23 protein-coding genes are annotated in these 19530 nt (G+C 70.2%); 20 read left to right on the top strand and 3 right to left on the bottom strand.

The features are described 5' to 3' along the window. Nucleotides 1–15: 15 nt before the first annotated feature. Nucleotides 16–282 carry a DUF4031 domain-containing protein gene (locus ACZ6Z4_RS21495; protein ID WP_465567105.1) on the bottom strand — a complete coding sequence of 89 codons (267 nt, stop codon included), beginning with the start codon at nucleotides 280–282 and terminating at the stop codon, nucleotides 16–18. Continuing rightward, nucleotides 279–992, bottom strand: a complete 714-nt coding sequence (locus ACZ6Z4_RS21490; protein ID WP_465567101.1) for a copper homeostasis protein CutC — start codon at nucleotides 990–992, stop codon at nucleotides 279–281. The genes ACZ6Z4_RS21495 and ACZ6Z4_RS21490 overlap by 4 nt, the downstream gene beginning before the upstream one ends. 98 nt (nucleotides 993–1090) lie before the next feature. Here ACZ6Z4_RS21490 and ACZ6Z4_RS21485 point away from each other — a divergent pair, with 98 nt between their 5' ends. From ACZ6Z4_RS21485 to ACZ6Z4_RS21440, 10 genes are all read left to right on the top strand, one after another. Then, complete coding sequence (locus tag ACZ6Z4_RS21485) at nucleotides 1091–2131, top strand: LacI family DNA-binding transcriptional regulator (protein WP_465567098.1); 1041 nt, start codon at nucleotides 1091–1093, stop codon at nucleotides 2129–2131. Nucleotides 2132–2207: 76 nt separating this feature from the next. Next, nucleotides 2208–2411, top strand: a complete 204-nt coding sequence (locus tag ACZ6Z4_RS21480) for a hypothetical protein (protein WP_363665997.1) — start codon at nucleotides 2208–2210, stop codon at nucleotides 2409–2411. Between the two features lie 222 nt (nucleotides 2412–2633). After that, the gene (locus tag ACZ6Z4_RS21475) at nucleotides 2634–2978 is read left to right on the top strand and encodes a hypothetical protein (RefSeq protein ID WP_184798424.1); all 345 of its coding nucleotides are present in this window, start codon (nucleotides 2634–2636) and stop codon (nucleotides 2976–2978) included. Between the two features lie 60 nt (nucleotides 2979–3038). Beyond that, nucleotides 3039–3383, top strand: a complete 345-nt coding sequence (locus ACZ6Z4_RS21470) for a hypothetical protein (protein ID WP_465567093.1) — start codon at nucleotides 3039–3041, stop codon at nucleotides 3381–3383. After that, a complete protein-coding gene (locus ACZ6Z4_RS21465; RefSeq protein ID WP_465567089.1) occupies nucleotides 3380–3757 on the top strand; it encodes a hypothetical protein in 378 nt (125 codons plus the stop codon). The genes ACZ6Z4_RS21470 and ACZ6Z4_RS21465 overlap by 4 nt, the downstream gene beginning before the upstream one ends. After that, on the top strand, nucleotides 3754–5271 hold the full coding sequence (locus tag ACZ6Z4_RS21460; RefSeq protein ID WP_465567086.1) for a multicopper oxidase family protein: 1518 nt from the start codon (nucleotides 3754–3756) through the stop codon (nucleotides 5269–5271). The genes ACZ6Z4_RS21465 and ACZ6Z4_RS21460 overlap by 4 nt, the downstream gene beginning before the upstream one ends. Nucleotides 5272–5333: 62 nt before the next feature. Beyond that, nucleotides 5334–5675, top strand: a complete 342-nt coding sequence (locus ACZ6Z4_RS21455; protein ID WP_465567083.1) for an ArsR/SmtB family transcription factor — start codon at nucleotides 5334–5336, stop codon at nucleotides 5673–5675. After that, nucleotides 5668–6147 (top strand): SRPBCC family protein, encoded by a 480-nt coding sequence (locus ACZ6Z4_RS21450; RefSeq protein ID WP_465567081.1) that lies wholly within the window; start codon nucleotides 5668–5670, stop codon nucleotides 6145–6147. Before ACZ6Z4_RS21455 ends, ACZ6Z4_RS21450 begins: the two co-directional genes overlap by 8 nt. Beyond that, nucleotides 6144–6749: a dihydrofolate reductase family protein gene (locus ACZ6Z4_RS21445; protein WP_465567078.1), complete on the top strand. Its 606-nt coding sequence runs from the start codon at nucleotides 6144–6146 to the stop codon at nucleotides 6747–6749. The genes ACZ6Z4_RS21450 and ACZ6Z4_RS21445 overlap by 4 nt, the downstream gene beginning before the upstream one ends. Further along, a complete protein-coding gene (locus ACZ6Z4_RS21440; RefSeq protein WP_465567075.1) occupies nucleotides 6749–7339 on the top strand; it encodes a dihydrofolate reductase family protein in 591 nt (196 codons plus the stop codon). The genes ACZ6Z4_RS21445 and ACZ6Z4_RS21440 overlap by 1 nt, the downstream gene beginning before the upstream one ends. On the opposite strand, the gene ACZ6Z4_RS21435 is transcribed toward ACZ6Z4_RS21440, so the two are convergent. Next, entirely contained in the window at nucleotides 7318–7974 is a 657-nt protein-coding gene (locus ACZ6Z4_RS21435) for a peptidyl-tRNA hydrolase (RefSeq protein WP_465567072.1), read from the bottom strand. The genes ACZ6Z4_RS21440 and ACZ6Z4_RS21435 overlap by 22 nt on opposite strands. Before the next feature lie 51 nt (nucleotides 7975–8025). Here ACZ6Z4_RS21435 and ACZ6Z4_RS21430 point away from each other — a divergent pair, with 51 nt between their 5' ends. From ACZ6Z4_RS21430 to ACZ6Z4_RS21385, 10 genes are all read left to right on the top strand, one after another. Continuing rightward, nucleotides 8026–8817 (top strand): thymidylate synthase, encoded by a 792-nt coding sequence (locus tag ACZ6Z4_RS21430; protein WP_465567067.1) that lies wholly within the window; start codon nucleotides 8026–8028, stop codon nucleotides 8815–8817. Beyond that, nucleotides 8814–9281 carry a dihydrofolate reductase gene (locus ACZ6Z4_RS21425; protein WP_465567064.1) on the top strand — a complete coding sequence of 156 codons (468 nt, stop codon included), beginning with the start codon at nucleotides 8814–8816 and terminating at the stop codon, nucleotides 9279–9281. Before ACZ6Z4_RS21430 ends, ACZ6Z4_RS21425 begins: the two co-directional genes overlap by 4 nt. 122 nt (nucleotides 9282–9403) lie before the next feature. Further along, entirely contained in the window at nucleotides 9404–10675 is a 1272-nt protein-coding gene (locus ACZ6Z4_RS21420) for a toxic anion resistance protein (protein WP_465567061.1), read from the top strand. Nucleotides 10676–10706: 31 nt separating this feature from the next. After that, complete coding sequence (locus ACZ6Z4_RS21415; protein ID WP_465567058.1) at nucleotides 10707–11282, top strand: hypothetical protein; 576 nt, start codon at nucleotides 10707–10709, stop codon at nucleotides 11280–11282. Next, the gene (locus tag ACZ6Z4_RS21410) at nucleotides 11279–12691 is read left to right on the top strand and encodes an AAA family ATPase (RefSeq protein WP_465567055.1); all 1413 of its coding nucleotides are present in this window, start codon (nucleotides 11279–11281) and stop codon (nucleotides 12689–12691) included. The genes ACZ6Z4_RS21415 and ACZ6Z4_RS21410 overlap by 4 nt, the downstream gene beginning before the upstream one ends. Continuing rightward, entirely contained in the window at nucleotides 12688–14016 is a 1329-nt protein-coding gene (locus tag ACZ6Z4_RS21405) for a hypothetical protein (RefSeq protein WP_465567050.1), read from the top strand. The genes ACZ6Z4_RS21410 and ACZ6Z4_RS21405 overlap by 4 nt, the downstream gene beginning before the upstream one ends. After that, nucleotides 14013–14987, top strand: coding sequence for a glutamate ABC transporter substrate-binding protein (locus tag ACZ6Z4_RS21400; RefSeq protein WP_465567046.1), 975 nt, complete (start codon nucleotides 14013–14015; stop codon nucleotides 14985–14987). The genes ACZ6Z4_RS21405 and ACZ6Z4_RS21400 overlap by 4 nt, the downstream gene beginning before the upstream one ends. Further along, on the top strand, nucleotides 14987–16135 hold the full coding sequence (locus ACZ6Z4_RS21395) for a hypothetical protein (protein ID WP_465567044.1): 1149 nt from the start codon (nucleotides 14987–14989) through the stop codon (nucleotides 16133–16135). Before ACZ6Z4_RS21400 ends, ACZ6Z4_RS21395 begins: the two co-directional genes overlap by 1 nt. Next, nucleotides 16132–18462 (top strand): serine/threonine-protein kinase, encoded by a 2331-nt coding sequence (locus tag ACZ6Z4_RS21390; RefSeq protein WP_465567041.1) that lies wholly within the window; start codon nucleotides 16132–16134, stop codon nucleotides 18460–18462. The genes ACZ6Z4_RS21395 and ACZ6Z4_RS21390 overlap by 4 nt, the downstream gene beginning before the upstream one ends. Next, nucleotides 18459–19523, top strand: coding sequence for a protein phosphatase 2C domain-containing protein (locus ACZ6Z4_RS21385; protein ID WP_465567037.1), 1065 nt, complete (start codon nucleotides 18459–18461; stop codon nucleotides 19521–19523). The genes ACZ6Z4_RS21390 and ACZ6Z4_RS21385 overlap by 4 nt, the downstream gene beginning before the upstream one ends. The last annotated feature ends 7 nt before the right edge of the window (nucleotides 19524–19530 follow it).

Raw genomic sequence — 19530 nt, 5'->3', positions numbered from 1 at the left:
TGAGGGTGCCCCGGGCTAGTTGCCCGGGGCACCTTTTCTGTGCCTGAGGCCCGACTCGATCAAGCGCCGGACGAGCACCCGGCTCTCCACCGGGGTCGCGCCGGCGGCCACCATGTCGTCGTACCGGTCGGAGGGTACGTCGTAGTGGTCGCGGTCGAACCCGCGTGCGGGGATGCCGACCTTGCGGGCGAAGGCGTGCAGCTCGTCGTACGACTCGTCGCTGACCAGGTGCGACCAGACCCGGTCCCAGCCCGGCCAGACCGGGGGGTCGATCAGGATCACGCGGTCGTCTCCTTGGCGTCCTGGGCGTCGAGCAGGTTGCGCCACGCCTTGACGAAGCGCGAGTTCACGTACGCCTTGGTCCAGGAGCCGTCCTGGCGGACCGACGAGCCGACGTGGAACTTCCGGACGCCGGCCTGGTAGAGCCACGGCACGTGCTCGGGCTGCAGCGAACCGCCGGCCATCATCACCGACGCGACCGACGGATCGGCCTTCGCCAGCGCGGTCAGGTCGTCCAGCCCGTGCCGTACGCCGAGCGACGACCCGGCGGTCAGCACCGTGTCGAGCCCCGGCAGCGTCCGCAGCGCGCGCCAGGCCGGCCGTTGCTCCAGCACGTGGTCGACCGCGCGGTGGAACGTCCACGGCGTACCGGCGAACGTGGAGACCAGCGCGGCCGTCGACTCGGTGTCGACCTCGTTGTCCCCGGTCAGGAAGCCGAGCACGAACCCGTCCGCCCCCGCGCCGAGGTACGACTGCGCCGTCGCGGTCAGCTTGTTCAGCTCCGCGCCGTTCACCGCGAACGAGTCGCTCAGCCGCAGCATCACCCGCAACGGCAGGTCGGTCACCCGCCGGATCGCGCTCACCGTGGACACCGACGGGCTCAACCCGTCCGCCTCCATCGACGCACACAGCTCCAGCCGGTCCGCCCCACCCTCCTGAGCCGCCTCGGCGTCCGCCGGGTGCAACGCGATGACCTCGAGCAACGACCCCATGCGCACCATTCTCGCCGACGCCCGGGGCGGATTCGGTGTTGCACTCTCCCGAGGTCTTCTGTATCGTTTTTCTAGATCGATACAGAAAGGGGTTGGAGATGGCGCCGGGAGTCACGTTGAAGACGGTCGCGCAGGCGGTCGGGGTGTCGCCGTCGACCGTCTCGAACGCCTACAACAAGCCGGACCAGCTGTCGGCCGCACTGCGGGAGCGGATCCTCAGCACCGCGCAGGAGCTCGGGTACGCCGGGCCGGACGCCTCGGCGCGGGCCCTGCGCAGTGGCAAGGCGGGGGCGGTCGGGGTGCTGTTCACCGACAAGCTCGCATACGCCTTCTCCGACCCGTACGCCGTCGGCTTCCTCGCCGGGCTCGCGGAGGTCGCCGAGGAGTTCGCGACCAGTCTGCTGCTGATGCCGCTCAGCTCGACCGACATCCAGGGTGGGACGAACGCCGTCCAGCAGGCGGCGATCGACGCGGCGGCGATCTTCTGCGTCGCCGGCGCGCATCCTGGGCTCGACATCCTGCGGGCGCGGAACATCCCGATGGTCTCGACCGACCGCGGCGACCACCCGGACCTGTCGTGGGTCGCGATCGACGAGGTCGAGGCGGCCGCCAAGCTCGGGAAGCACCTGGCGCGGCTGGGGCACCGCGACATCGTCGTACTGGTCGACAACGCCGAGGCGGCCGGGACGCAGCCGGTCGAGATGACGCTCGACGAGGTCGGCTACACCGACTGCGAGCTGCGGATCCGCGGCCTGCAGAAGGAGATGCCGGACGCGCGGATCCGGCTGGTCTCCGGCGGGCACAACGCGTTCAGCTCCGGACTGATCGGGGCCGAGTGGGTGCTCGACTCCCAAGACCGGCCGACGGCGATCGTCGGGCTGAGCGACGTACTGGCACTGGGTGCGATGGAGGCGATGAAGGCGCGCGGCCTGGTCCCCGGGCGGGACCTGACCGTGGCCGGCTTCGACGACATCCCGCAGGCGGAGACGGCCGGGCTGACCACCGTCCGCCAGCCGATCAAGGACAAGGGCCGGGCGGTCGGGCGCGTGCTGCTCGACCCGTCCGTCGAGGACCGCCAGATCCTGCTGCCGACCGAGCTGGTCGTGCGCGCGAGCAGCGGTCCCGCTCCCCGCAACTGAACAACCCGTTCCGAACCACCGACGGCCGACTGGTCGCCGGGTACTCAACCACGCTCTTCTCGAAGGGAGCACCCTCATGTTCATCGCCGGAAACACCGCCGTGGAAAACGCGCGGTCGCTGTCACAGTCCGCACTTCCCGACGCTCCCCAGCAGCCGGACGAGCCGCGCCGCGGCTCCACTCTGCGCACCCGTCTCGGCGCCGCGCTCCGCACGGCGGCGACGCACGAGCTGCGGCTGGCCAACCGGCTCGACCCGCGCTGCGAGCCCGCCACGCACTAGCCGCAGGTCGCGCACCGCCCGCTGACCGCCAACCGCAGGTCGGCCGCCGGTCCGCCCGCTCACCTCTCCGGTGAGCGGGCGGACGTGCACCACCCACTAACCCGTCATCTGCCCGCGCCCGCGCCGCGCGCCAAGCGTGAACACCGAAGCGCGCAGGAGGTTAGTGGGTGGTGCACGTCCGCCACTTCGGTTTGTCGACGCCGTCTGGCACTCTGATGGGCGATGAGTGAGCCGGGGATCTTGCTGACCGCTCGTGCGCTGGTGCTCCACGACCTGGCCGCACGGGGATTCGACGACGCCGCGATGGTGTCCGCGCTCGAGGACGCGGTCGCCGAGCGCCAGTGGTGGCTCGACCAGTGGCCGGACGGCGCCGAGCACATCGCGGGCCTGGTCGCGCAGGACGTGCAGGACCGGCTGACCGACTCGGGCGTCCGGTGGCCGCGCTGCACGGCGTGCGACGACCTCAACGACCACGAGCTGCGGATCGAGCCCGAGCTCGGCCCGGATCCGCACTGGGTCTGCGAGCGCGCGGGGATCTCGGTGTCGCGGTTGGGGCAGCTCACCTAGGGGCGCCCCAGGGTTTTACCTGGTGCCGCTACATGTAGGCACGCTACTACTCTGAACGGCATGAAGCTTCTTCGTGCCGTCGCGGTGCTGCACGCGGGCGTGGTCTGCCTGCAGCCGCTGCTCGCCGGCCTCTACCTGAACGGTGATGGCGGCGCGATCCTGATCCACGAGCTGATCGGCCTGACCGCCGCGGCGCTGTGCGCGATCCAGCTCGCCCTGACGATCGCCACCCGCCTGGCCAGACCTGCTGTTCTCACCGCGGCCCTGCTGACCGGTGAGGCCCTGCTGATTCACGCCGGCTACAACCGCGAACTGGCTCTCCACCTACCCCTTGCCATTGCTGTGGTCGCCGGCGCTGTCACGTTCGCTTGCTGGGCAGTACGTCGTACGGCGGTGACAGCATGACTCGCTTCACCCTCTGGCTCCTCCGCATCATCCTTCTTCTGCACAGCGGGCTCGTCATCGCGCAGCCGATCCTCGCCGGCTACTTCCTCTCCGGGGAAGCCGACGCGATGGACATCCACGGACCGATCGGCTCCACGCTCTGGATGGTCGCGATGCTCCAGTTCGTCGTCGCCGTCCTCTACTGGCGACCCGGCGGCGGCCGCCTCTGGCCCGCACTCGTCACGCTCGCGCTGTTCTTCGCCGACTTCGTCCAGCTCACCTACGGCTACCTGCAGAACTTCGCCGTCCACGTCCCACTCGGTACGGCGATCGTCGGCACCGTCGTCGCGATGACGGTCTGGTCCTTCCGCCACGACCCGGAGGTCACCCGATGAAGCTGTCCCGCCGCGGATTCCTCGGCGTCGCCGGTGCCGCCACCCTGGCCGGCTGCGGCCTCGACCCGTCGCCCGGTCAGACCGCCGAGCTGCTCACCAGCGCCGTACCGCTCCCGGAGCCGTTCCAGGTGCCGCTGCCGATCCCGCCGACCAAGCAGCCGGTCCGCAGCGACGCCAGCACCGACTACTACCGCGTCGTACAGCGCAAGGCGTCACTGGAGATCCTCCCCGGTCTCCGCACCGAGGTCCTCGGGTACGACGGGTTGCTGCCCGGCCCGACGTTCGACGTGCGGAGTGGGCGGACCAGTGTGGTCGAGCAGGTCAACCAGCTCGACGTACCGACCGTCGTACACCTGCATGGTGGGCACACCCCCGCCAGCAGCGACGGCTGGCCGCTGGACCTGCTGATGCCCAACGGAAACCACCAAGACCACGCCGGGCACCACGGCATGACAGGTGGCGACGTGAAGACCGGCAGCCGTAGCTACACGTTCCCGAACTCCCAGCGGGCCGCCACGCTCTGGTACCACGACCACCGGATGGACTACACCGCTCCACAGGTCTACCGCGGGCTGTTCGGGCTGCACCTCGTCCGCGACGCCGAGGAGGACGCACTTCCCTTACCTGCAGGCGATCGGGAGGTGCCGCTGGTGCTGGCGGACCGGTCGTTCAACGAGGACGGGTCGTTCCGCTACCCGTCGCTACCGGACGGGCCTGGCGTGGAGTCGCGCTACATGGAGGGGGTGATCGGCGACGTCCAGCTCGTCAACGGAGCGCCGTGGCCGGTACTGGAGGTCGAGGCGGTCAGGTATCGCTTCCGGATCCTCAACGCGGCCAATGCGCGACGGTACGAGCTGGAGCTCGACGGGCCGGGGCGGTTCGTGCAGATCGGTAGCGACGGCGGGCTACTGGATGCGCCGGTCGAGCACGAGACGCTGGTGGTCGCACCGGCGGAGCGGTTCGACGTGGTGGTGGACTTCTCGCAGTACGCGGTCGGGACAGCAGTGACGTTGCGGAACAAGCTGGGGACCGGGCGGGCGGCTGAGGTGATGCGGTTTGTCGTTGCACGTAAGGCGGTTGACGAGAGCGCGGTGCCGGCGAAGTTGTCGTCGTACGTGAAGACGGTGGAGCCGAGCGGAGCCGTACGGCGGAAGTGGCGCTTCCGGCGTGGGACGGCCGGGGAGCATCGGGGGTGGACGATCAACGGCAAGGCGTTCGACCCGGCGGTGATGCAGGCGACCGTGCAGCTCGACCAGTACGAGGTGTGGTCGTTCGTGACCGATGTGCACCATCCGGTGCATGTTCATCTGGCGCCGTTCCAGGTGCTGCGGCGCGGGGGTGGTGCGCCGGGGCCGTACGACGTGGGGTGGAAGGACACGGTGGATGTGCGGCCGGCGGAGGTGGTGGAGGTGCTGGTGCGATTCACCGCTCACAAGGGGAAGTACCTGATCCACTGCCACAACCTCGAGCACGAGGACATGGCGATGATGGCGGCCTTCGCGACGGTGCCTTGACCATCCGGCCAACCTCTGCCTATATTCAACACATCAGTTGATCAAGGAATTGGTTGATAAAGATGATGTTCGACGAAGCAGCACTCGACCGGGCCTTCCTGGCTCTGGCCGACCCGGTCCGGCGGTCCTTGATCGCCCGGCTGTCCCGCGGTCCGGCGACGGTGAACGAGCTCGCCGAGCCGTTCCCGATCACGCTGCAGGCGGTCTCCCGGCACATCTCCGTGCTGGAGGCCGCCGGGCTGATCACCCGGACCCGTGACGGGCAGCGCCGGCCGTGCCACCTCGCGCCGAGCGCCCTCGAGCAGCTGACCAGCTGGATCGACCAGTACCGGCTGACCACCGAGCGCCGGTTCCGCCGGATCGACGCCGTACTCGAAACCGTGAAGGAGCAGGACCATGAGTGAGACCACCATCAACGCACCCGCGAACACCCCGTTCATCGAGGTGCTGCGCGAGTTCGCCGCCACCCCGGCCCAGCTGTTCAAGGTCTCCACCGACCCGGACCTGGTCGCGCAGTGGCTCGGCCCCAACGACCTGCAGATGGAGGTCGTCGAGTACGACGTCCGTCCGGGCGGACGGTACCGCTACATCCACCGCGACGCCGACGGCGGCGAGTACGCCTTCCGGGGGGTCTTCCACGCCATCGTGCCCGGCGAGATGGTGATCCAGACCTTCGAGTACGAAGGGTTCCCGGGTGAGGTCAGCCTGGAGAAGGCGACGTACACCGCGACCGAGAACGGCGTTCAGCTGCGGGTCTGGTCGGTGTTCCCGTCGATCGAGGCCCGCGACGGCATGGTCGCCAGCGGGATGGAGCGCGGCCTGAACGACGGGCTGGACAAGCTGACCGCGCTGCTGGCGAAGGAGACCGGCCGATGAGCCCGGTCGTGGTCGACATCACCGTCTCGCTGGACGGCTACGTCACCGGGCCGAACGCCGGCCCGGGCAACGGCCTCGGCGACAACGGCGAGGCGCTGCACAACTGGGTCTTCGACGGCACCGACGAGAACCGCGCGGTGCTCGACCGGAGCTTCGCCGAGACCGGCTCGGTCGTCCAGGGCCGCAACCTGTTCGACGTGATCGACGCCCCGGACGGCTGGACCGACGAGCTCGGGTACGGCGCGCAGCCGGACGGCGAGCAGAACCCGCCGATCTTCGTGGTCACCCACGAGGCGCCCGAGAAGACCCGGCTCGGCGACCGCTTCACGTTCGTCACCGACCTCGCCGACGCGATCCGCCAGGCCCGCGAGGCTGCCGGGGACAAGGACACGGTCGTCATGGGTGGCGGCGAGGTCTGCTACGCCGTGCTCGCCGCCGGCCTGGCCGACGTCCTGCGGCTGCACGTGGCGCCCGTCGTGCTGGGCGGTGGGACGCGGCTCTACCCGGCCGGCGACGGCCCGCGGGTGGACCTGGAGCTGACGTCCGCGATCTCGACCCCGAACGCCCAGCACCTCACGTACGCCGTACGAAAGGACTCGTGATGGGTAACGTCATCGCCACGGCCGCCGTCTCGCTGGACGGCTTCGTGGCCGACACCGAAGACGCCGTCGGGCCGTTGTTCGACTGGTACAACAACGGCCCGGTGGAGGTCTTCGGCACCGACCCCGGCCGACCGTTCCACGTCAGCGAGGCCACCGCCGCATACATGAACGCCACCTGGCCGAACATCGGGGCATGCGTGATCGGCCGGCACCTGTTCGACATCACCAACGGCTGGGACGGCGTGCCGCCGGTCGGCGACCACGTCTTCGTCGTCACCCACCAGCCGCCGACCGACTGGCCGTTCCCGGACGCGCCGTTCACGTTCGTCGACGGGATCGAGGCGGCGATCGAGCAGGCGCGGGCGCATGCCGGTGAGCGGGACGTGGCGGTGACCGGTGGCTACCTGGCCGGCCAGGCGCTGGCCGCTGGGCTGGTGGACGAGGTTGCGTACAACCTGGTTCCGGTGGTCTTCGGGACTGGGGTCAGGTTCTTCGGGGACTTCAGCGGCGAGCAGGTGCTGCTGGACAACCCGACGGTGGTTGAGGGCGACCGGGTGACGCACCTGCACTACCGGGTGAGTGCTGGGTGATCCGCGATGACGGTGCGGCTGCCGGGCTCGATCTCGGTGAAGCCGGCGTCCTGTACGACGGGGAGGCGGGTGCGCAGCAGCTGCTTCCACTGGTCTGCGGAGGCCGTCCGGACGGCCAGCTGGAACCCGTCGTCGGCCCACGCCTTGCGGGCGGTGTCCGGCAAGCGCCACCACGCCAGATGAGCCGCGTGGCCGACCTGGGCCATCGTCTTGCCGGTGGACATCTCCAGGCCGGGGTTGACCCAGAGCACGGGCAGGCCAGGCGCGACCGGCGGTAGGTCCTCGTCCTCCAGGTCGGTGCCGGTGACCTGCAGCTTGGCCAGGTCCTTCGGGACCCCGTCGAGAGGAACTGGTGGGAAGACTCGCACTTCAGCTGACCCACCGGTGACTGTGATCCCCGGCAACGCAGCCGCTCGGCGCCACTCGGCGCCTCGCCCTCGGCGGACCACCTTCCGGATCCGCGCGTCCTGCCAGGCGTACATCGCCTCGGCCCACTCGCCCTCACCCGTCGAGCGCTCGTCGGCCAGGATCGCCAGCACCGCGCGCGCCGCGGTCTCCAGCGCGTCGGTCTGCGCCGGGCGCTCGGTCTTCTCCACGTGCAGCACCAGCGTCAGCACGTACTCCACGTCACCCACGGGCGCGAGTCTGCCAGTACGCCGTACAGCGCCGGTTGTAAGGTCGGCACCATGCGGCAGTACTTGGACCTCCTCGACCACGTCCTCACCCACGGTGTCGAGAAGGGCGACCGCACCGGGACCGGCACGCTGAGTGTCTTCGGGCACCAGGCGCGGTACGACCTGAGCGCCGGGTTCCCCGCGGTGACCACCAAGAAGCTGCACCTGAAGTCGGTGGTCGGCGAGCTGATCTGGTTCCTCAGCGGCTCGACGAACGTGAAGTGGATGCAGGAGAACGGCATCTCGATCTGGGACGAGTGGGCCGACGAGAACGGCGAGCTCGGCCCGGTCTACGGCTACCAGTGGCGCTCCTGGCCGACCCCGGACGGCCGGCACGTCGACCAGATCAGCGGCGTCATCGAGGCGATCAAGAAGAATCCCGACTCGCGCCGGCACCTGGTGAGCGCGTGGAACGTCGCCGAACTGGACGATATGGCGCTGCCGCCGTGCCACACGATGTTCCAGTTCTACGTCGCCGAGGGGAAGCTGTCCTGCCAGCTGTACCAGCGCTCGGCCGACATCTTCCTCGGCGTCCCGTTCAACATCGCGTCGTACGCGCTGCTCACGCACATGGTCGCCCAGCAAACCGGGCTCGAGGTCGGTGACTTCGTCCACACGCTCGGCGACGCGCACCTGTACCTGAACCACCTCGAGCAGGCGAAGCTGCAGCTCACCCGCGACCCCCGCCCGCTGCCGACGCTGGAGCTGGCCCAGCGCGACTCTATCGACAGCTACGAGATCGCGGACGTCGTCCTGACCGGCTACGACCCGCACCCGGGGATCAAGGCGCCGATCGCGGTATGAGCGTCGTCCTGATCGCGGCCGTCGGCCGCAACGGCGTGATCGGCCGCGACAACGACCTGCCCTGGCGGATCCGCGAGGACCTGCAGCACTTCAAGCAGCTGACGCTCGGGCACACGCTGGTGATGGGCCGCAAGACCTACGACTCGATCGGCCGCCCGCTGCCGGGCCGCCGTACGGTCGTCGTCACCCGGCAGGCCGACTGGTCGACCGAGGGTGTCGACGTCGTCCACAGCCTGGACGACGCGCTCAAGCTTGCCGACGGCAACGACCTCTACGTGGCCGGCGGCGGCGAGATCTACCGGCTGGCCCTCCCGTACGCCGACCGGCTGGAGCTCACCGAGGTCGACCAGTCCCCCGAGGGCGACGTCACCTTCCCGGAGATCGACCCCGCGGCCTGGACCGAGACCGCCCGCGACCCCCGCGAGGGCTTCACCTTCGTCAGCTACGCCCGCTCCTTGTCCTGACAACGACTACGTTACGTCTGGTCCCAACGGACCGGGAACCGCGTAGATTGTGTGCGCGTCACGGAGTGTGTGACAGGGGACGCGGGCGCGGGCCCGTGGCAGGCCACCGGAGGGGAACGACGATGACCGAAGCCGACAACACCGCGGGGACACCCGGAGCAGCGGGGGCCGCGCAGGCGCAGCCGGCGGTGTCGCCGCTGCAGCCGCCGACCGCGACCGCGCCGGGGCTGATACTCACCGCACCCGCGCCGACACAGCCGGTCGCCGCGACGGCCGCGCCGAGCATGGCGCCCGCGGTCGACCCGGCCGCGCTGCCGGGGCTGGACTCGAAGGTCGACACCTACCTGACCTCGCTGATGACCGCGGCGCCGCGCTCGCCGGAGTTCGCGGCCAAGGCCAGCGACGTGCGCAGCATGGGTGACGTCGACATCCGGCACGCCGCCGAGAGCTCGAACCGGCTGCTCCAGTCGCCGGTCAAGGCGCTGACCGCCGGTGGGCTGGCCGAGGGCTCGACGGTCGGCAAGACGCTGCTCGAGCTGCGCCGTACGGTCGAGAACCTGGACCCCAAGGAAGCCACCGGGACCAAGAAGCTGCTCGGGATGATCCCGTTCGGCGACAAGATCGAGGACTACTTCCGCAAGTACCAGAGCGCGCAGAGCCACCTCGAAGGCATCCTGCACTCGCTGCGCAACGGCCAGGACGAGCTCGGCAAGGACAACGCCGCGCTGAACCTGGAGAAGCAGCAGCTCTGGGACGCGATGGGCCGGCTGAACCAGTACGTGTACGTCGCCGAGCGGCTGGACGCGCGGCTGTCGGCGACCATCGCCGAGCTGGAGGCGACCGACCCGGACAAGGCCAAGGCACTGCGCGAGGACGTGCTGTTCTACGTCCGGCAGAAGCACCAGGACCTGCTCGTCCAGCTGGCCGTGTCGATCCAGAACTACCTGGCCATCGACATCGTGATCAAGAACAACATCGAGCTGATCAAGGGCGTCGACCGCGCCTCGACCACGACCGTCTCCGCGCTCCGTACGGCGGTCATCGTGGCGCAGGCGCTGGGCAACCAGAAGCTGGTGCTCGACCAGATCACCGCGCTGAACACCACCACCAGCGGGATGATCGAGCGCACCTCGCAGATGCTGCGCGACAACTCGGTCGCGATCCAGCAGCAGGCCGCCTCGGCGACCATCGGGCTGCCGCAGCTGCAGGCGGCGTTCGCGAACATCTACGCCACGATGGACGCGATCGACACCTTCAAGGTGGAGGCGCTGGACAACATGGCCGCCACCATTGGCACGCTGGAGAACGAGGTGACCAAGTCCCGCAGCTACCTGGACCGGGTCGCCCAGCAGGACCAGCGGGTGGTCCAGGGCAGCCTGGACCTCGGCCGCTGAGCCGAGACACGAGCGGGGGGACAAGGACTGCATGGCGCTGGGTGACTTCTTCGCGCGGCTGACCGGTCGCAAGGCGGAGCCGGAGCCCGACCCTGGTCCCCGCGCGCCCACGACCGACGACCTGCTCGCGGCACTGGTCCGGGTCGAGCAGCTGGTCGCGGACGGCGCCGTACCGGCGGTGGTGGCGTCGCGGGTCAACCGGGTGGTCCGGATCGTGCGGGAGACCATCCCGCGGCTCGGCAACCTCGGCGGCAGCCTGCAGGCGTACTCCGTGATGGCGACCGCGACGGACTACCTGCCGGAGGCCATCGGCGGGTACCTGCGGCTCCCGCGGCAGTGGGCCGACAGCCGGCCGGTCGACCGCGGCAAGACGTCGCTGATGCTGCTGATCGACCAGCTGGACCTGCTGGGGGCCACGATGGACAAGGTCTTCGACGCGGTGAACCGGGCCGACGCGGCCGCGCTGGTCGCGCACGGCAGGTTCCTGCAGGAGAAGTTCGGCACCGGGTCGACCGGTGGTGCACTGGCTCTCGGCGAGACACCGCCAGCTGAACCACCACCAGGGCCAGGACCACTGCAACCACCGCCAGGACGAGGAGGGGCATGAGCAGCGTGGGGGGTACTTCGCTGAAGGACGCACTGGCGGCGCTGCTGACCGTCGCCGGGCGTGCGGGGGTGTCCGAGGACACTGCGCGGGCGGAGGCGCTGTCGCTCGCCGCTGCACTGGCTGAGTCGGCTCCGGGTGCTCCGGCGGACTGGGCGGCGGTGACGTCGGGTGCTACCACTCAGGACTTCTTCGACGCCGCCGTACGGGGTCGGAGGTGGCGGGGGTCGCCTACCGCGGTGCTGACCGAGCTGGTTGCGCAGGGGTCGGCGGAGAAGGTCGCGTACGCCGAGGCGCTGGCGGAGGTGGCTTCCGCGAGTTGTTCGCTGGGTGAGCCGACGATGCGGGTGATCGGCAATGCATCGGTGGCAGCTGCCGCACAATTGCAGGCCGCTGGAGCACGACCAGTGCAGATCAGTAGTAGTCCTCCAGTACCTGAAACTCCACAAGAAGTACCAGTACCTGCTGAGCCTGAGCGGTCCGTTGAGGAGCTGCTGGCTGAGCTGGACGAGCTGACCGGGTTGGAGAAGGTCAAGCGGGAGGTGCACCGGCAGGTCGCCGTACTGCGGGTGGAGAAGCTGCGGACCGACGCCGGGCTGAAGAGCCCGACCATCACCCGGCACCTGGTGTTCGTGGGCAACCCGGGGACCGGCAAGACGACGGTCGCTCGGCTGGTCAGTGGGATCTACAAGGCGCTCGGGCTGCTCAGCAAGGGGCAGCTGGTCGAGGTGGACCGCTCCGAGCTGGTCGCCGGATACCTGGGCCAGACCGCGACCAAAACCGCCGAGGTGGTCGCGTCGGCGGCCGGTGGCGTGCTGTTCATCGACGAGGCGTACAGCCTCACCTCCGGTGACCAGGGCACCGACCAGTACGGACGGGAGGCGGTCGACACCCTGGTCAAGGAGATGGAGGACCGCCGCGACGACCTGGTCGTGATCGTTGCCGGGTACCCCGAACCGATGGAGACGTTCATCGCCGCCAACCCCGGCCTGGCCAGCAGGTTCCGGACGACGATCGGGTTCGAGGACTACACCGACGCCGAGCTGACCGACATCCTCACCGGGCTGGCCGAGGCGGCCGACTACGAGCTGACCGAGAGCGCGCTGACGCACTTCCAGGTCGTGCTGGAGTCGACGCCGCGCGGGCGGTCGTTCGGCAACGGGCGGTTCGCGCGGAACACCCTGGAGGCCGCGATCGGCCGGCACGCCTGGCGGTTGCGCGACGTCACGGCACCCACCACCGAGCAGCTGCGTCAGATCGTCGCCGAGGACCTCACCGACGAGGACCTGCACCCACCGACCACCGCCGACCAGCCAGAGGTCGGAGCCGAGCTGTCCAGCCCGGCCGAGACCGAGCGGGCCGACGTACCGGCTGAGACCGCTGTGCTGCCCGAGCAAGGAGAACAGGCGTGACCCAGACAGTCAGTGCGCCCCCGGCGACCTGGTCGCCGCCGGCCGCGCCCGTCGCGTCCAGCGGCGCGCCGCAGCAGCCGCCACCGGCTCGTAAGCCGCACGGCGTCGTCAACATCTTCTTCTACGGTACGCCGGGCCGGATGCGCGCACTGCTCATCCTGACCGCCGTCGTCGCCGTACTGTTCGGCCTGGCCGCGGCCCAGGGCTTCCGCCAGTCCGACGGCGCTCTGAAGCGAGCGGAGGCGAACACCGCGCAGCTGGTCCGGGTGCAGGCGATCCACACCAACCTGGTCGCGGCCAACGCCGACGCCACCAACGCGTTCCTGGTCGGCGGCCTGGAGCCGCCGGCCCAGCGCCAGCACTTCGTCGACTCGCTCGCGACGGCCTCCCGGCTGATCGCCGAGGCGGCCACGGCCCAGCCGGCCGACCAGACCGTGCTCGGCGCGCTCAACATGACTCTGCTGACCTACAACGGCCAGATTGAGCAGGCGCGGACCAACAACCGCCAGGGCCTGCCGATCGGTTCGCAGTACCTCAAGGACGCCAACGCCACGCTGCAGAACGAGTCGCTGCCGCTGCTGAACGCGCTGGTCACCGCCAACGAGGACCGGGTCAGAACCGAGTTCAACGGTGTCGGCCGCGGCAACATCTGGCTGATCGTCAGCGGACTGCTCAGCCTCGCCGTACTGGTGCTGACGATGGTCTGGCTGGCCAAGCGCACCCACCGGTACCTGAACGTGCCGCTGGTCGTCGGAGCCGTCCTGGTGCTGCTGACGATGGTGGTCGGAGGTGCCGGGCTCGCCGGAGCCAGCAGCTCGGCCAGCGACACTCGTGCCGACGAGTACGCCGACGCGCTGGCGCTGGCCGGGGCCCGGATCGCGGCGTACGACGCCAAGTCGAACGAGAGCCTGACGCTGATCGCCCGCGGCTCCGGTGCCGACTTCGAGAAGGCGTGGAAGTCCGCCGCCGAGCGGGTCGACAAGCAACTCGCCGCGATCGGCTCCGGCGCCGGCTCGGCGGCGAGCGCCTGGCAGCAGTACAAGGCGGCCCACGTCGCGATCCGCTCGGCCGACGACAGCGGCAAGTGGGACAACGCCGTGGATCTCGCGATCGGCACCGGAGCAGGCTCCGCGACCACGCCGTTCACCAACTTCGACAAGGCCTCCGCCTCGACCCTCGGAGTGAGCAGCGACGCCGCCCAGCAGAACCTCGCCGACGCGCGCGGCTCGCTGCCGCCGATCGGGTGGCTCGGCCTGCCGATCGGGATCGCGGCCGCACTGCTCGCCGCCTGGGGCCTGTCCCAGCGACTGGGGGAATACCGATGAGGAAGCAGCTGATCGCCGCCGGCAGCGCTGTGGCGCTGCTCGCCCTGGCCGCCTGTGGCTCGGGCGACTACGCGGCCACCGAGGTCCCGCCGAACCCGGCCGCCCCGACCAGTACGGCGCCGCCGCCGGCCGGGCCGACCTGCAAGAACAACCTGACCGACGAGCTGCGCTCGTACGCACCCGAGGGCGCGCTCCCGGCCCCCGGGCAGGCGAGGCTCGGCTCGACCGTGGACAGGATCTACCGCAACGGCCGGCTCCGGGCGGGGATCTCCGCGGACAGCCTGAACCTGGGCTCGCGCAACCCGATCACCGGCGCCATCGAGGGTTTCGACATCGACATGGTCCGCGAGGTCGCCCGGGCCATCTTCGGCGACCCGAACAAGGTCGAACTGGTGGTGATCTCCAGCCCGCAACGCATCCCGGTGCTGCAGAACAAGGCGTCCAACATCGACATCGTGGCCCGGAACATGACGATCAACTGCGCCCGCTGGCAGCAGATCGCGTTCTCGGCGGAGTACTACCGATCCGGCCAGAAGACGCTGATCCAGCGCGACTCGACCGCGACCAAGCTGGAGGACCTCGGCGGCAAGACGATCTGCGCGCCGGCCGGTTCGACCAGTCTGGACAACCTGAAGAAGTACAAGGACATCACGCCGATCACCGCCGACACCGACACCGGCTGCCTGGTGCTGTTCCAGCAGGGCAAGGCGTACGGGATCAGCGGTGACGACACCGTGCTCGCCGGTGAGGCCGCGCAGGACCCGTACGCGAAGATCATCAGCCAGCGGATCAGCGACGAGCCGTACGGTCTCGGGATTCCGAAGGAGAACGTGGACTTCGTCCGGTTCGTCAACGGCGTGCTGGAGCAGATGAAGGCCGAGGGGCGCTGGAAGGCCTCCTACGACAAGTGGCTCGCGCCGACCCTCGGGCCGGCACCGGCGCCGCCGAAGCCCCTCTACGGCAGGGGCTGATGACCGTTCGTACGCCGACCGCCGCCGCGCCGGCGCCTCCGGGCCGGATCGGCAGCAGCGTTCCCGCCGCGGAGCTGCTGGCGTTCCTGGACGCGCTCGGGACCTGGCGGGACCGGCGCCGCGCGGAGCTGGACGAGCTCGACCAGGCCGCCCTGCACGCCGCCGACGCGGACGCGCTGAGCGCCGACGTGGTGCTCAGCATGGCGGTCTGGAAGGCCGTCTCGGACCGGTACGAGCTGATCCTGCTGACCTGGGACTCCGGACGGGTCGGCGCGGCCGAGACCGAGCGGATCTCGACGCTGATCTGGGGCGGCCTGGACACCACGTCCGGTGCCGGCGCGGCCGGCGGGTCGCTCGCGGTTTCGTTGCCTGAGGCATGCACTTTGTCGGACGCGCTGGCCGCGACGCTGCGGGCGAAGCTCGCGCTGGAGCCCGGTGACGCCGACCTGGCGGCCCGGCTGCGGCAGCTGCGCGCGCAGGTCGAGCGGATCAGCGACCTGGTCACGCGGGAGCCCGCGGTGAGCCGGAACGACGCGATCGCCAAGCACCACGACCTGGACCGGCGCGTCACCGACGTGACCGAGCGGTCCAAGCGGGGCGCCGATGTCGGCGGGCTGATCGGGCCGCTGGAGATCGACGCGGCGCTGGTCGAGCGGGACCTGATCGTCGGGTCCGCCACCCGGCGGGAGCGTGCGGCCGACGTGGCCCGGGCGCGGACGCTGCGGACCGAGCTGGAGGCGCAGGGGACGGCTGTGCGGGCGCTGGCTGACCAGTGCGTCGCGGCGGTGGCGCCTGCGCCGCGGCTCGGCGTACCGGATGTGACTGCGCTCGGGGCGGTGCCGAACACGCCTGCTGAGTTGGAGAAGTACCTGACCCGGCTGGACGCCGTACGGCGGGCGCTGGGGCAGGCGCAGTCGGCGTACGGTGCTGCGCTCGCGCGGCGGGACGAGCTGGCGGCGCGGCTGGACGCGTACCAGGTGAAGGCGGGCAGCGTGGCTCGTACTGGTGGAGCTACTGAGGACCTGGCTGAGCTGTACCGGCGAGGGCGGGAAGTACTGAAGGCGGAGCCGGTGGATCTGGTCCGGCTGGCGGCGCTCGTTGCGGCGTACCAGATCTACTTGGACAACAGTGTCGGAGGGACAACATGACCTGCACCCAGCCGGGATGCACCGGCACCATTGCTGACGGGTACTGCGATGTTTGCGGATCCCCTGCTGCCACTACGGGCAGTGGGACTGCTGGTCTGGGAGCACCTGCTGCCGCTGGGGGCTGCCAGCAACCAGGTTGCTCGGGAACAGTTGTCGATGGGTACTGCGATGTCTGTGGAACACCTGCTTCTGCTGAAGCCGCACCTGAGCCCATCAGCTCTCCCTCTACTGTTTCTCGGGCTTCCAACCGGCTGGCTTCCACTCCCCTGGGCTCGGCTCGAGCCCAGGCGGCCGGCTCCAAGCTGACTCGACGCCTTGGCACCTCTTCGACTCGCCTCCGTGGCGCACGGCTCGGTGCTGGCCTGACCAGCGTCCCCACGATCCCGCCGATCGACGCCAGCAAAGCCATCCTGCAGAACCCGATGGTCCCCGAGGACCGCCGGAACTGCCCGAACTGCGGGAACGCCGTCGGTCGCGCCCGTGGCGACCAGCCGGGACGCACCGAAGGCTTCTGCCCGAAGTGCCGCAGCCCGTTCTCGTTCTCGCCGAAGCTGAAGGCCGGCGACCTCGTCGGCGGTCAGTACCGGGTGGCCGGCTGTCTGGCGCACGGCGGGTTCGGCTGGATCTACATGGCTCAGGACCAGAACGTCTCCGACCGCTGGGTGGTGCTGAAGGGTCTGCTGAACTCCGAGGACCCCGACGCGGTCGCCGCGGCGATCGCCGAGCAGCAGTTCCTGGCTCGCGTCGAGCACCCGCTGATCGTCGAGATCTACAACTTCGTCACCCACGACGGCGCCGGCTACATCGTGATGGAGTACGTCGGCGGTACCAGCCTGAAGACCCTGCTCAAGCAGCGGATGCAGGCCAACCGCGGCCAGTACAACGCGCTCCCGGTCGACCAGGCGATCGCCTACCTGCTGGAGATCCTGCCGGCGTTCTCGTACCTGCACGACCTCGGCCTGGTCTACTGCGACTTCAAGCCGGACAACATCATCCAGGTCGGCGACGCGGTGAAGCTGATCGACATGGGTGGTGTGCGGCGGATCGACGACATGGACTCGGCGATCTACGGCACCGTCGGCTACCAGGCACCGGAGGTCCCGGAGGTCGGCACGTCGATCGCGTCCGACATCTACACGCTCGGGCGCACGCTGACCGTGCTGGCGATGGAGTTCCGCGGCTACCAGTCGACGTACATCGCGTCGCTGCCGCCGGTGAGCGACGTGCCGCTGTTCCAGGAGTACGACTCGTTCTACCGCCTGCTGCTCAAGGCGTGCGCGAAGGACCCGGCCGACCGCTTCGTCTCCGCCGACGAGCTGCGCGTGCAGCTGCTCGGCGTACTGCGGGAGGTGGTCGCGGCCAAGCAGCCGTACGGCGCCGCGCAGCACTCCACGTCGTCGCTGCTGTTCGGCAGCCCAGGTGACCGGGCCGCGGCGCTCGGCGAGGCCGCTCTGCCGTGGCAGCGCCTCCCCTCCCTGCTGCCGGACGACGGCGACAAGATGGCGGGCTGGCTGAAGACGGTCAGCGTGCAGGACCCGGAGCAGCGGCTGGAGGCCATCTCCAACGCGCCGGAGCAGACGCCGCAGACGCTGCTGGAGTTCGCCCAGGCCGCTCTGGACTCCGGCCAGCACGACATGGTCGACACCGCGGTCAGCGACCTGCTCAAGCAGGACCCGTGGGAGTGGCGCGCGGTCTGGATGGCCGGACTGGTCGCACTGGCCCGCAACGACATCCCCGCCGCGCAGTCGGCGTTCAACGCGGTCTACGGGCAGGTACCGGGTGAGCTGGCACCGAAGCTGGCGCTGGCGGAGTCCTGCCGGCTCAGCGGCGAGTACGACGTCGCCGAGGGCCTCTACCTGACCTGTGCCCGGACCGACGCCAACTACATCGCCCCGTCGGCCTTCGGGCTGTCGACGATCCGGTCGGAGCGCGGTGATCTCGACGGCGCGGTCGCAGCGCTCGACCTGGTCCCGCCGACCAGCGGCGCCTACATCCGGGCCCGCCGGCTTCGGGCTGGGCTGCTGGCCGGATCGGGTCGCGGCCTGGGCGCACTGGCCGAGGCCATGGGCAGTATCGACGACCTGACCATCGACCCGGTGGACCGGGCGAACCTGTCGGCGAGCGTGTTCGCGACCGCGCTGGACGTGGTCCTGGCCAACGGCCCGGACCCGCAGGTGGTGATCTCCAAGCACGCCGCGACCGAGTCGGACCTGCGCGCCGGCCTGGAGTCGGCCTACCGTGAGCTGGCCGGCCACGCGCGCAGCCGGGAGGAAAGGATCGCCCTGGTCGACCTGGCCAACGAGGTTCGAGGATGGACGCTGCGATGACGAGTACGACCCGGACGGTCTGCCCCAGCTGTGGCGAACCGGTGTCCGACGCCGACCTGTACTGCGAGAGCTGCGGCGCCGAGCTGCAGCCCGGCGCCGCACCGAGCACGCCCGCGCTGGACACCGACACCGAACCGACCATCGAGCTGCACACCGGTGCCCCGGCGCCGGCGTTCACGCCCGGTCCGTGCCGCTCCTGCGGCGGCACGGTCGGTGCCGACGGCTACTGCGAGACCTGCGGTACGAAGGCCAGCAAGCCGCGCGACCACTTCAGCGAGCAGCCCGCTCCCTGGGTCGCCGCGGTCTGCGACCGAGGCATCCGGCACAGCCGCAACGAGGACGCGGTGGCGATCGCTGCCGACGCAGAGCCGGGCAGCCGCGCGTTGCTGGTGGTCTGCGACGGGGTGAGCTCGTCGCTGGACTCCGACGTGGCCAGCCTGGCCGCTGCTCGCGCGGCGCGCGACGTACTGGCTGCTGGGCACGCACAGGGCATGGGTACCGAGTCGTCGCGGGAGGCGGCGGTGATCGCCCGGCTGAACGCGGCCGCCGACGCCGCGAGCGACGCCGTACTGGAGAACACGAGTCCGGACAGCCCGAACCCGGCGTCCTGCACGTTCGTCGCCACTGTGCTCGAGGCTGGGCTGCTGGTGGCCGGTGTGGTCGGCGACAGCCGGGCGTACTGGTTCCCGGACAACGCCGAGGCCGTCGGGCTCACTGTGGACGACTCCTGGGCGGCCGAGCTGATCGCCACCGGCGTACCGCGGCACGAGGCCGAGACCGGTCCGCAGGCGCACGCGATCACCCGCTGGCTGGGCAAGGACGCCCCGGACCACACCCCGCGAACCACCACGCTCCGGGTGGACGGTCCGGGCTGGCTGCTGGTCTGCTCGGACGGGCTGTGGAACTACTGCTCCGAAGCGGCACCGCTGGCCGACCTGGTCCGTCAGACCGCTGCGGCCAACAGTGGCGAACCGCTGGCCACCTCGTCCGCACTGGTCGACTGGGCGAACGCCCAGGGCGGCCAGGACAACATCACCGTCGCGCTCGCGCGCCTCCCCTGATCCCGCC

It is taken from the genome of Kribbella sp. NPDC104740 (genome assembly GCF_055583505.1).
This window is presented reverse-complemented; position numbering and strand designations above follow the sequence as displayed.

Coding starts and splice junctions, on each gene's coding strand:
- ACZ6Z4_RS21490 (WP_465567101.1), bottom strand. CDS start 992: ATGGGGTCGTTGCTCGAGGTCATCGCGTTGCACCCGGCGGACGCCGAG.
- ACZ6Z4_RS21485 (WP_465567098.1), top strand. CDS start 1,091: ATGGCGCCGGGAGTCACGTTGAAGACGGTCGCGCAGGCGGTCGGGGTG.
- ACZ6Z4_RS21480 (WP_363665997.1), top strand. CDS start 2,208: ATGTTCATCGCCGGAAACACCGCCGTGGAAAACGCGCGGTCGCTGTCA.
- ACZ6Z4_RS21475 (WP_184798424.1), top strand. CDS start 2,634: ATGAGTGAGCCGGGGATCTTGCTGACCGCTCGTGCGCTGGTGCTCCAC.
- ACZ6Z4_RS21470 (WP_465567093.1), top strand. CDS start 3,039: ATGAAGCTTCTTCGTGCCGTCGCGGTGCTGCACGCGGGCGTGGTCTGC.
- ACZ6Z4_RS21465 (WP_465567089.1), top strand. CDS start 3,380: ATGACTCGCTTCACCCTCTGGCTCCTCCGCATCATCCTTCTTCTGCAC.
- ACZ6Z4_RS21460 (WP_465567086.1), top strand. CDS start 3,754: ATGAAGCTGTCCCGCCGCGGATTCCTCGGCGTCGCCGGTGCCGCCACC.
- ACZ6Z4_RS21455 (WP_465567083.1), top strand. CDS start 5,334: ATGATGTTCGACGAAGCAGCACTCGACCGGGCCTTCCTGGCTCTGGCC.
- ACZ6Z4_RS21450 (WP_465567081.1), top strand. CDS start 5,668: ATGAGTGAGACCACCATCAACGCACCCGCGAACACCCCGTTCATCGAG.
- ACZ6Z4_RS21445 (WP_465567078.1), top strand. CDS start 6,144: ATGAGCCCGGTCGTGGTCGACATCACCGTCTCGCTGGACGGCTACGTC.
- ACZ6Z4_RS21440 (WP_465567075.1), top strand. CDS start 6,749: ATGGGTAACGTCATCGCCACGGCCGCCGTCTCGCTGGACGGCTTCGTG.
- ACZ6Z4_RS21430 (WP_465567067.1), top strand. CDS start 8,026: ATGCGGCAGTACTTGGACCTCCTCGACCACGTCCTCACCCACGGTGTC.
- ACZ6Z4_RS21425 (WP_465567064.1), top strand. CDS start 8,814: ATGAGCGTCGTCCTGATCGCGGCCGTCGGCCGCAACGGCGTGATCGGC.
- ACZ6Z4_RS21420 (WP_465567061.1), top strand. CDS start 9,404: ATGACCGAAGCCGACAACACCGCGGGGACACCCGGAGCAGCGGGGGCC.
- ACZ6Z4_RS21415 (WP_465567058.1), top strand. CDS start 10,707: ATGGCGCTGGGTGACTTCTTCGCGCGGCTGACCGGTCGCAAGGCGGAG.
- ACZ6Z4_RS21410 (WP_465567055.1), top strand. CDS start 11,279: ATGAGCAGCGTGGGGGGTACTTCGCTGAAGGACGCACTGGCGGCGCTG.
- ACZ6Z4_RS21400 (WP_465567046.1), top strand. CDS start 14,013: ATGAGGAAGCAGCTGATCGCCGCCGGCAGCGCTGTGGCGCTGCTCGCC.
- ACZ6Z4_RS21395 (WP_465567044.1), top strand. CDS start 14,987: ATGACCGTTCGTACGCCGACCGCCGCCGCGCCGGCGCCTCCGGGCCGG.
- ACZ6Z4_RS21390 (WP_465567041.1), top strand. CDS start 16,132: ATGACCTGCACCCAGCCGGGATGCACCGGCACCATTGCTGACGGGTAC.
- ACZ6Z4_RS21385 (WP_465567037.1), top strand. CDS start 18,459: ATGACGAGTACGACCCGGACGGTCTGCCCCAGCTGTGGCGAACCGGTG.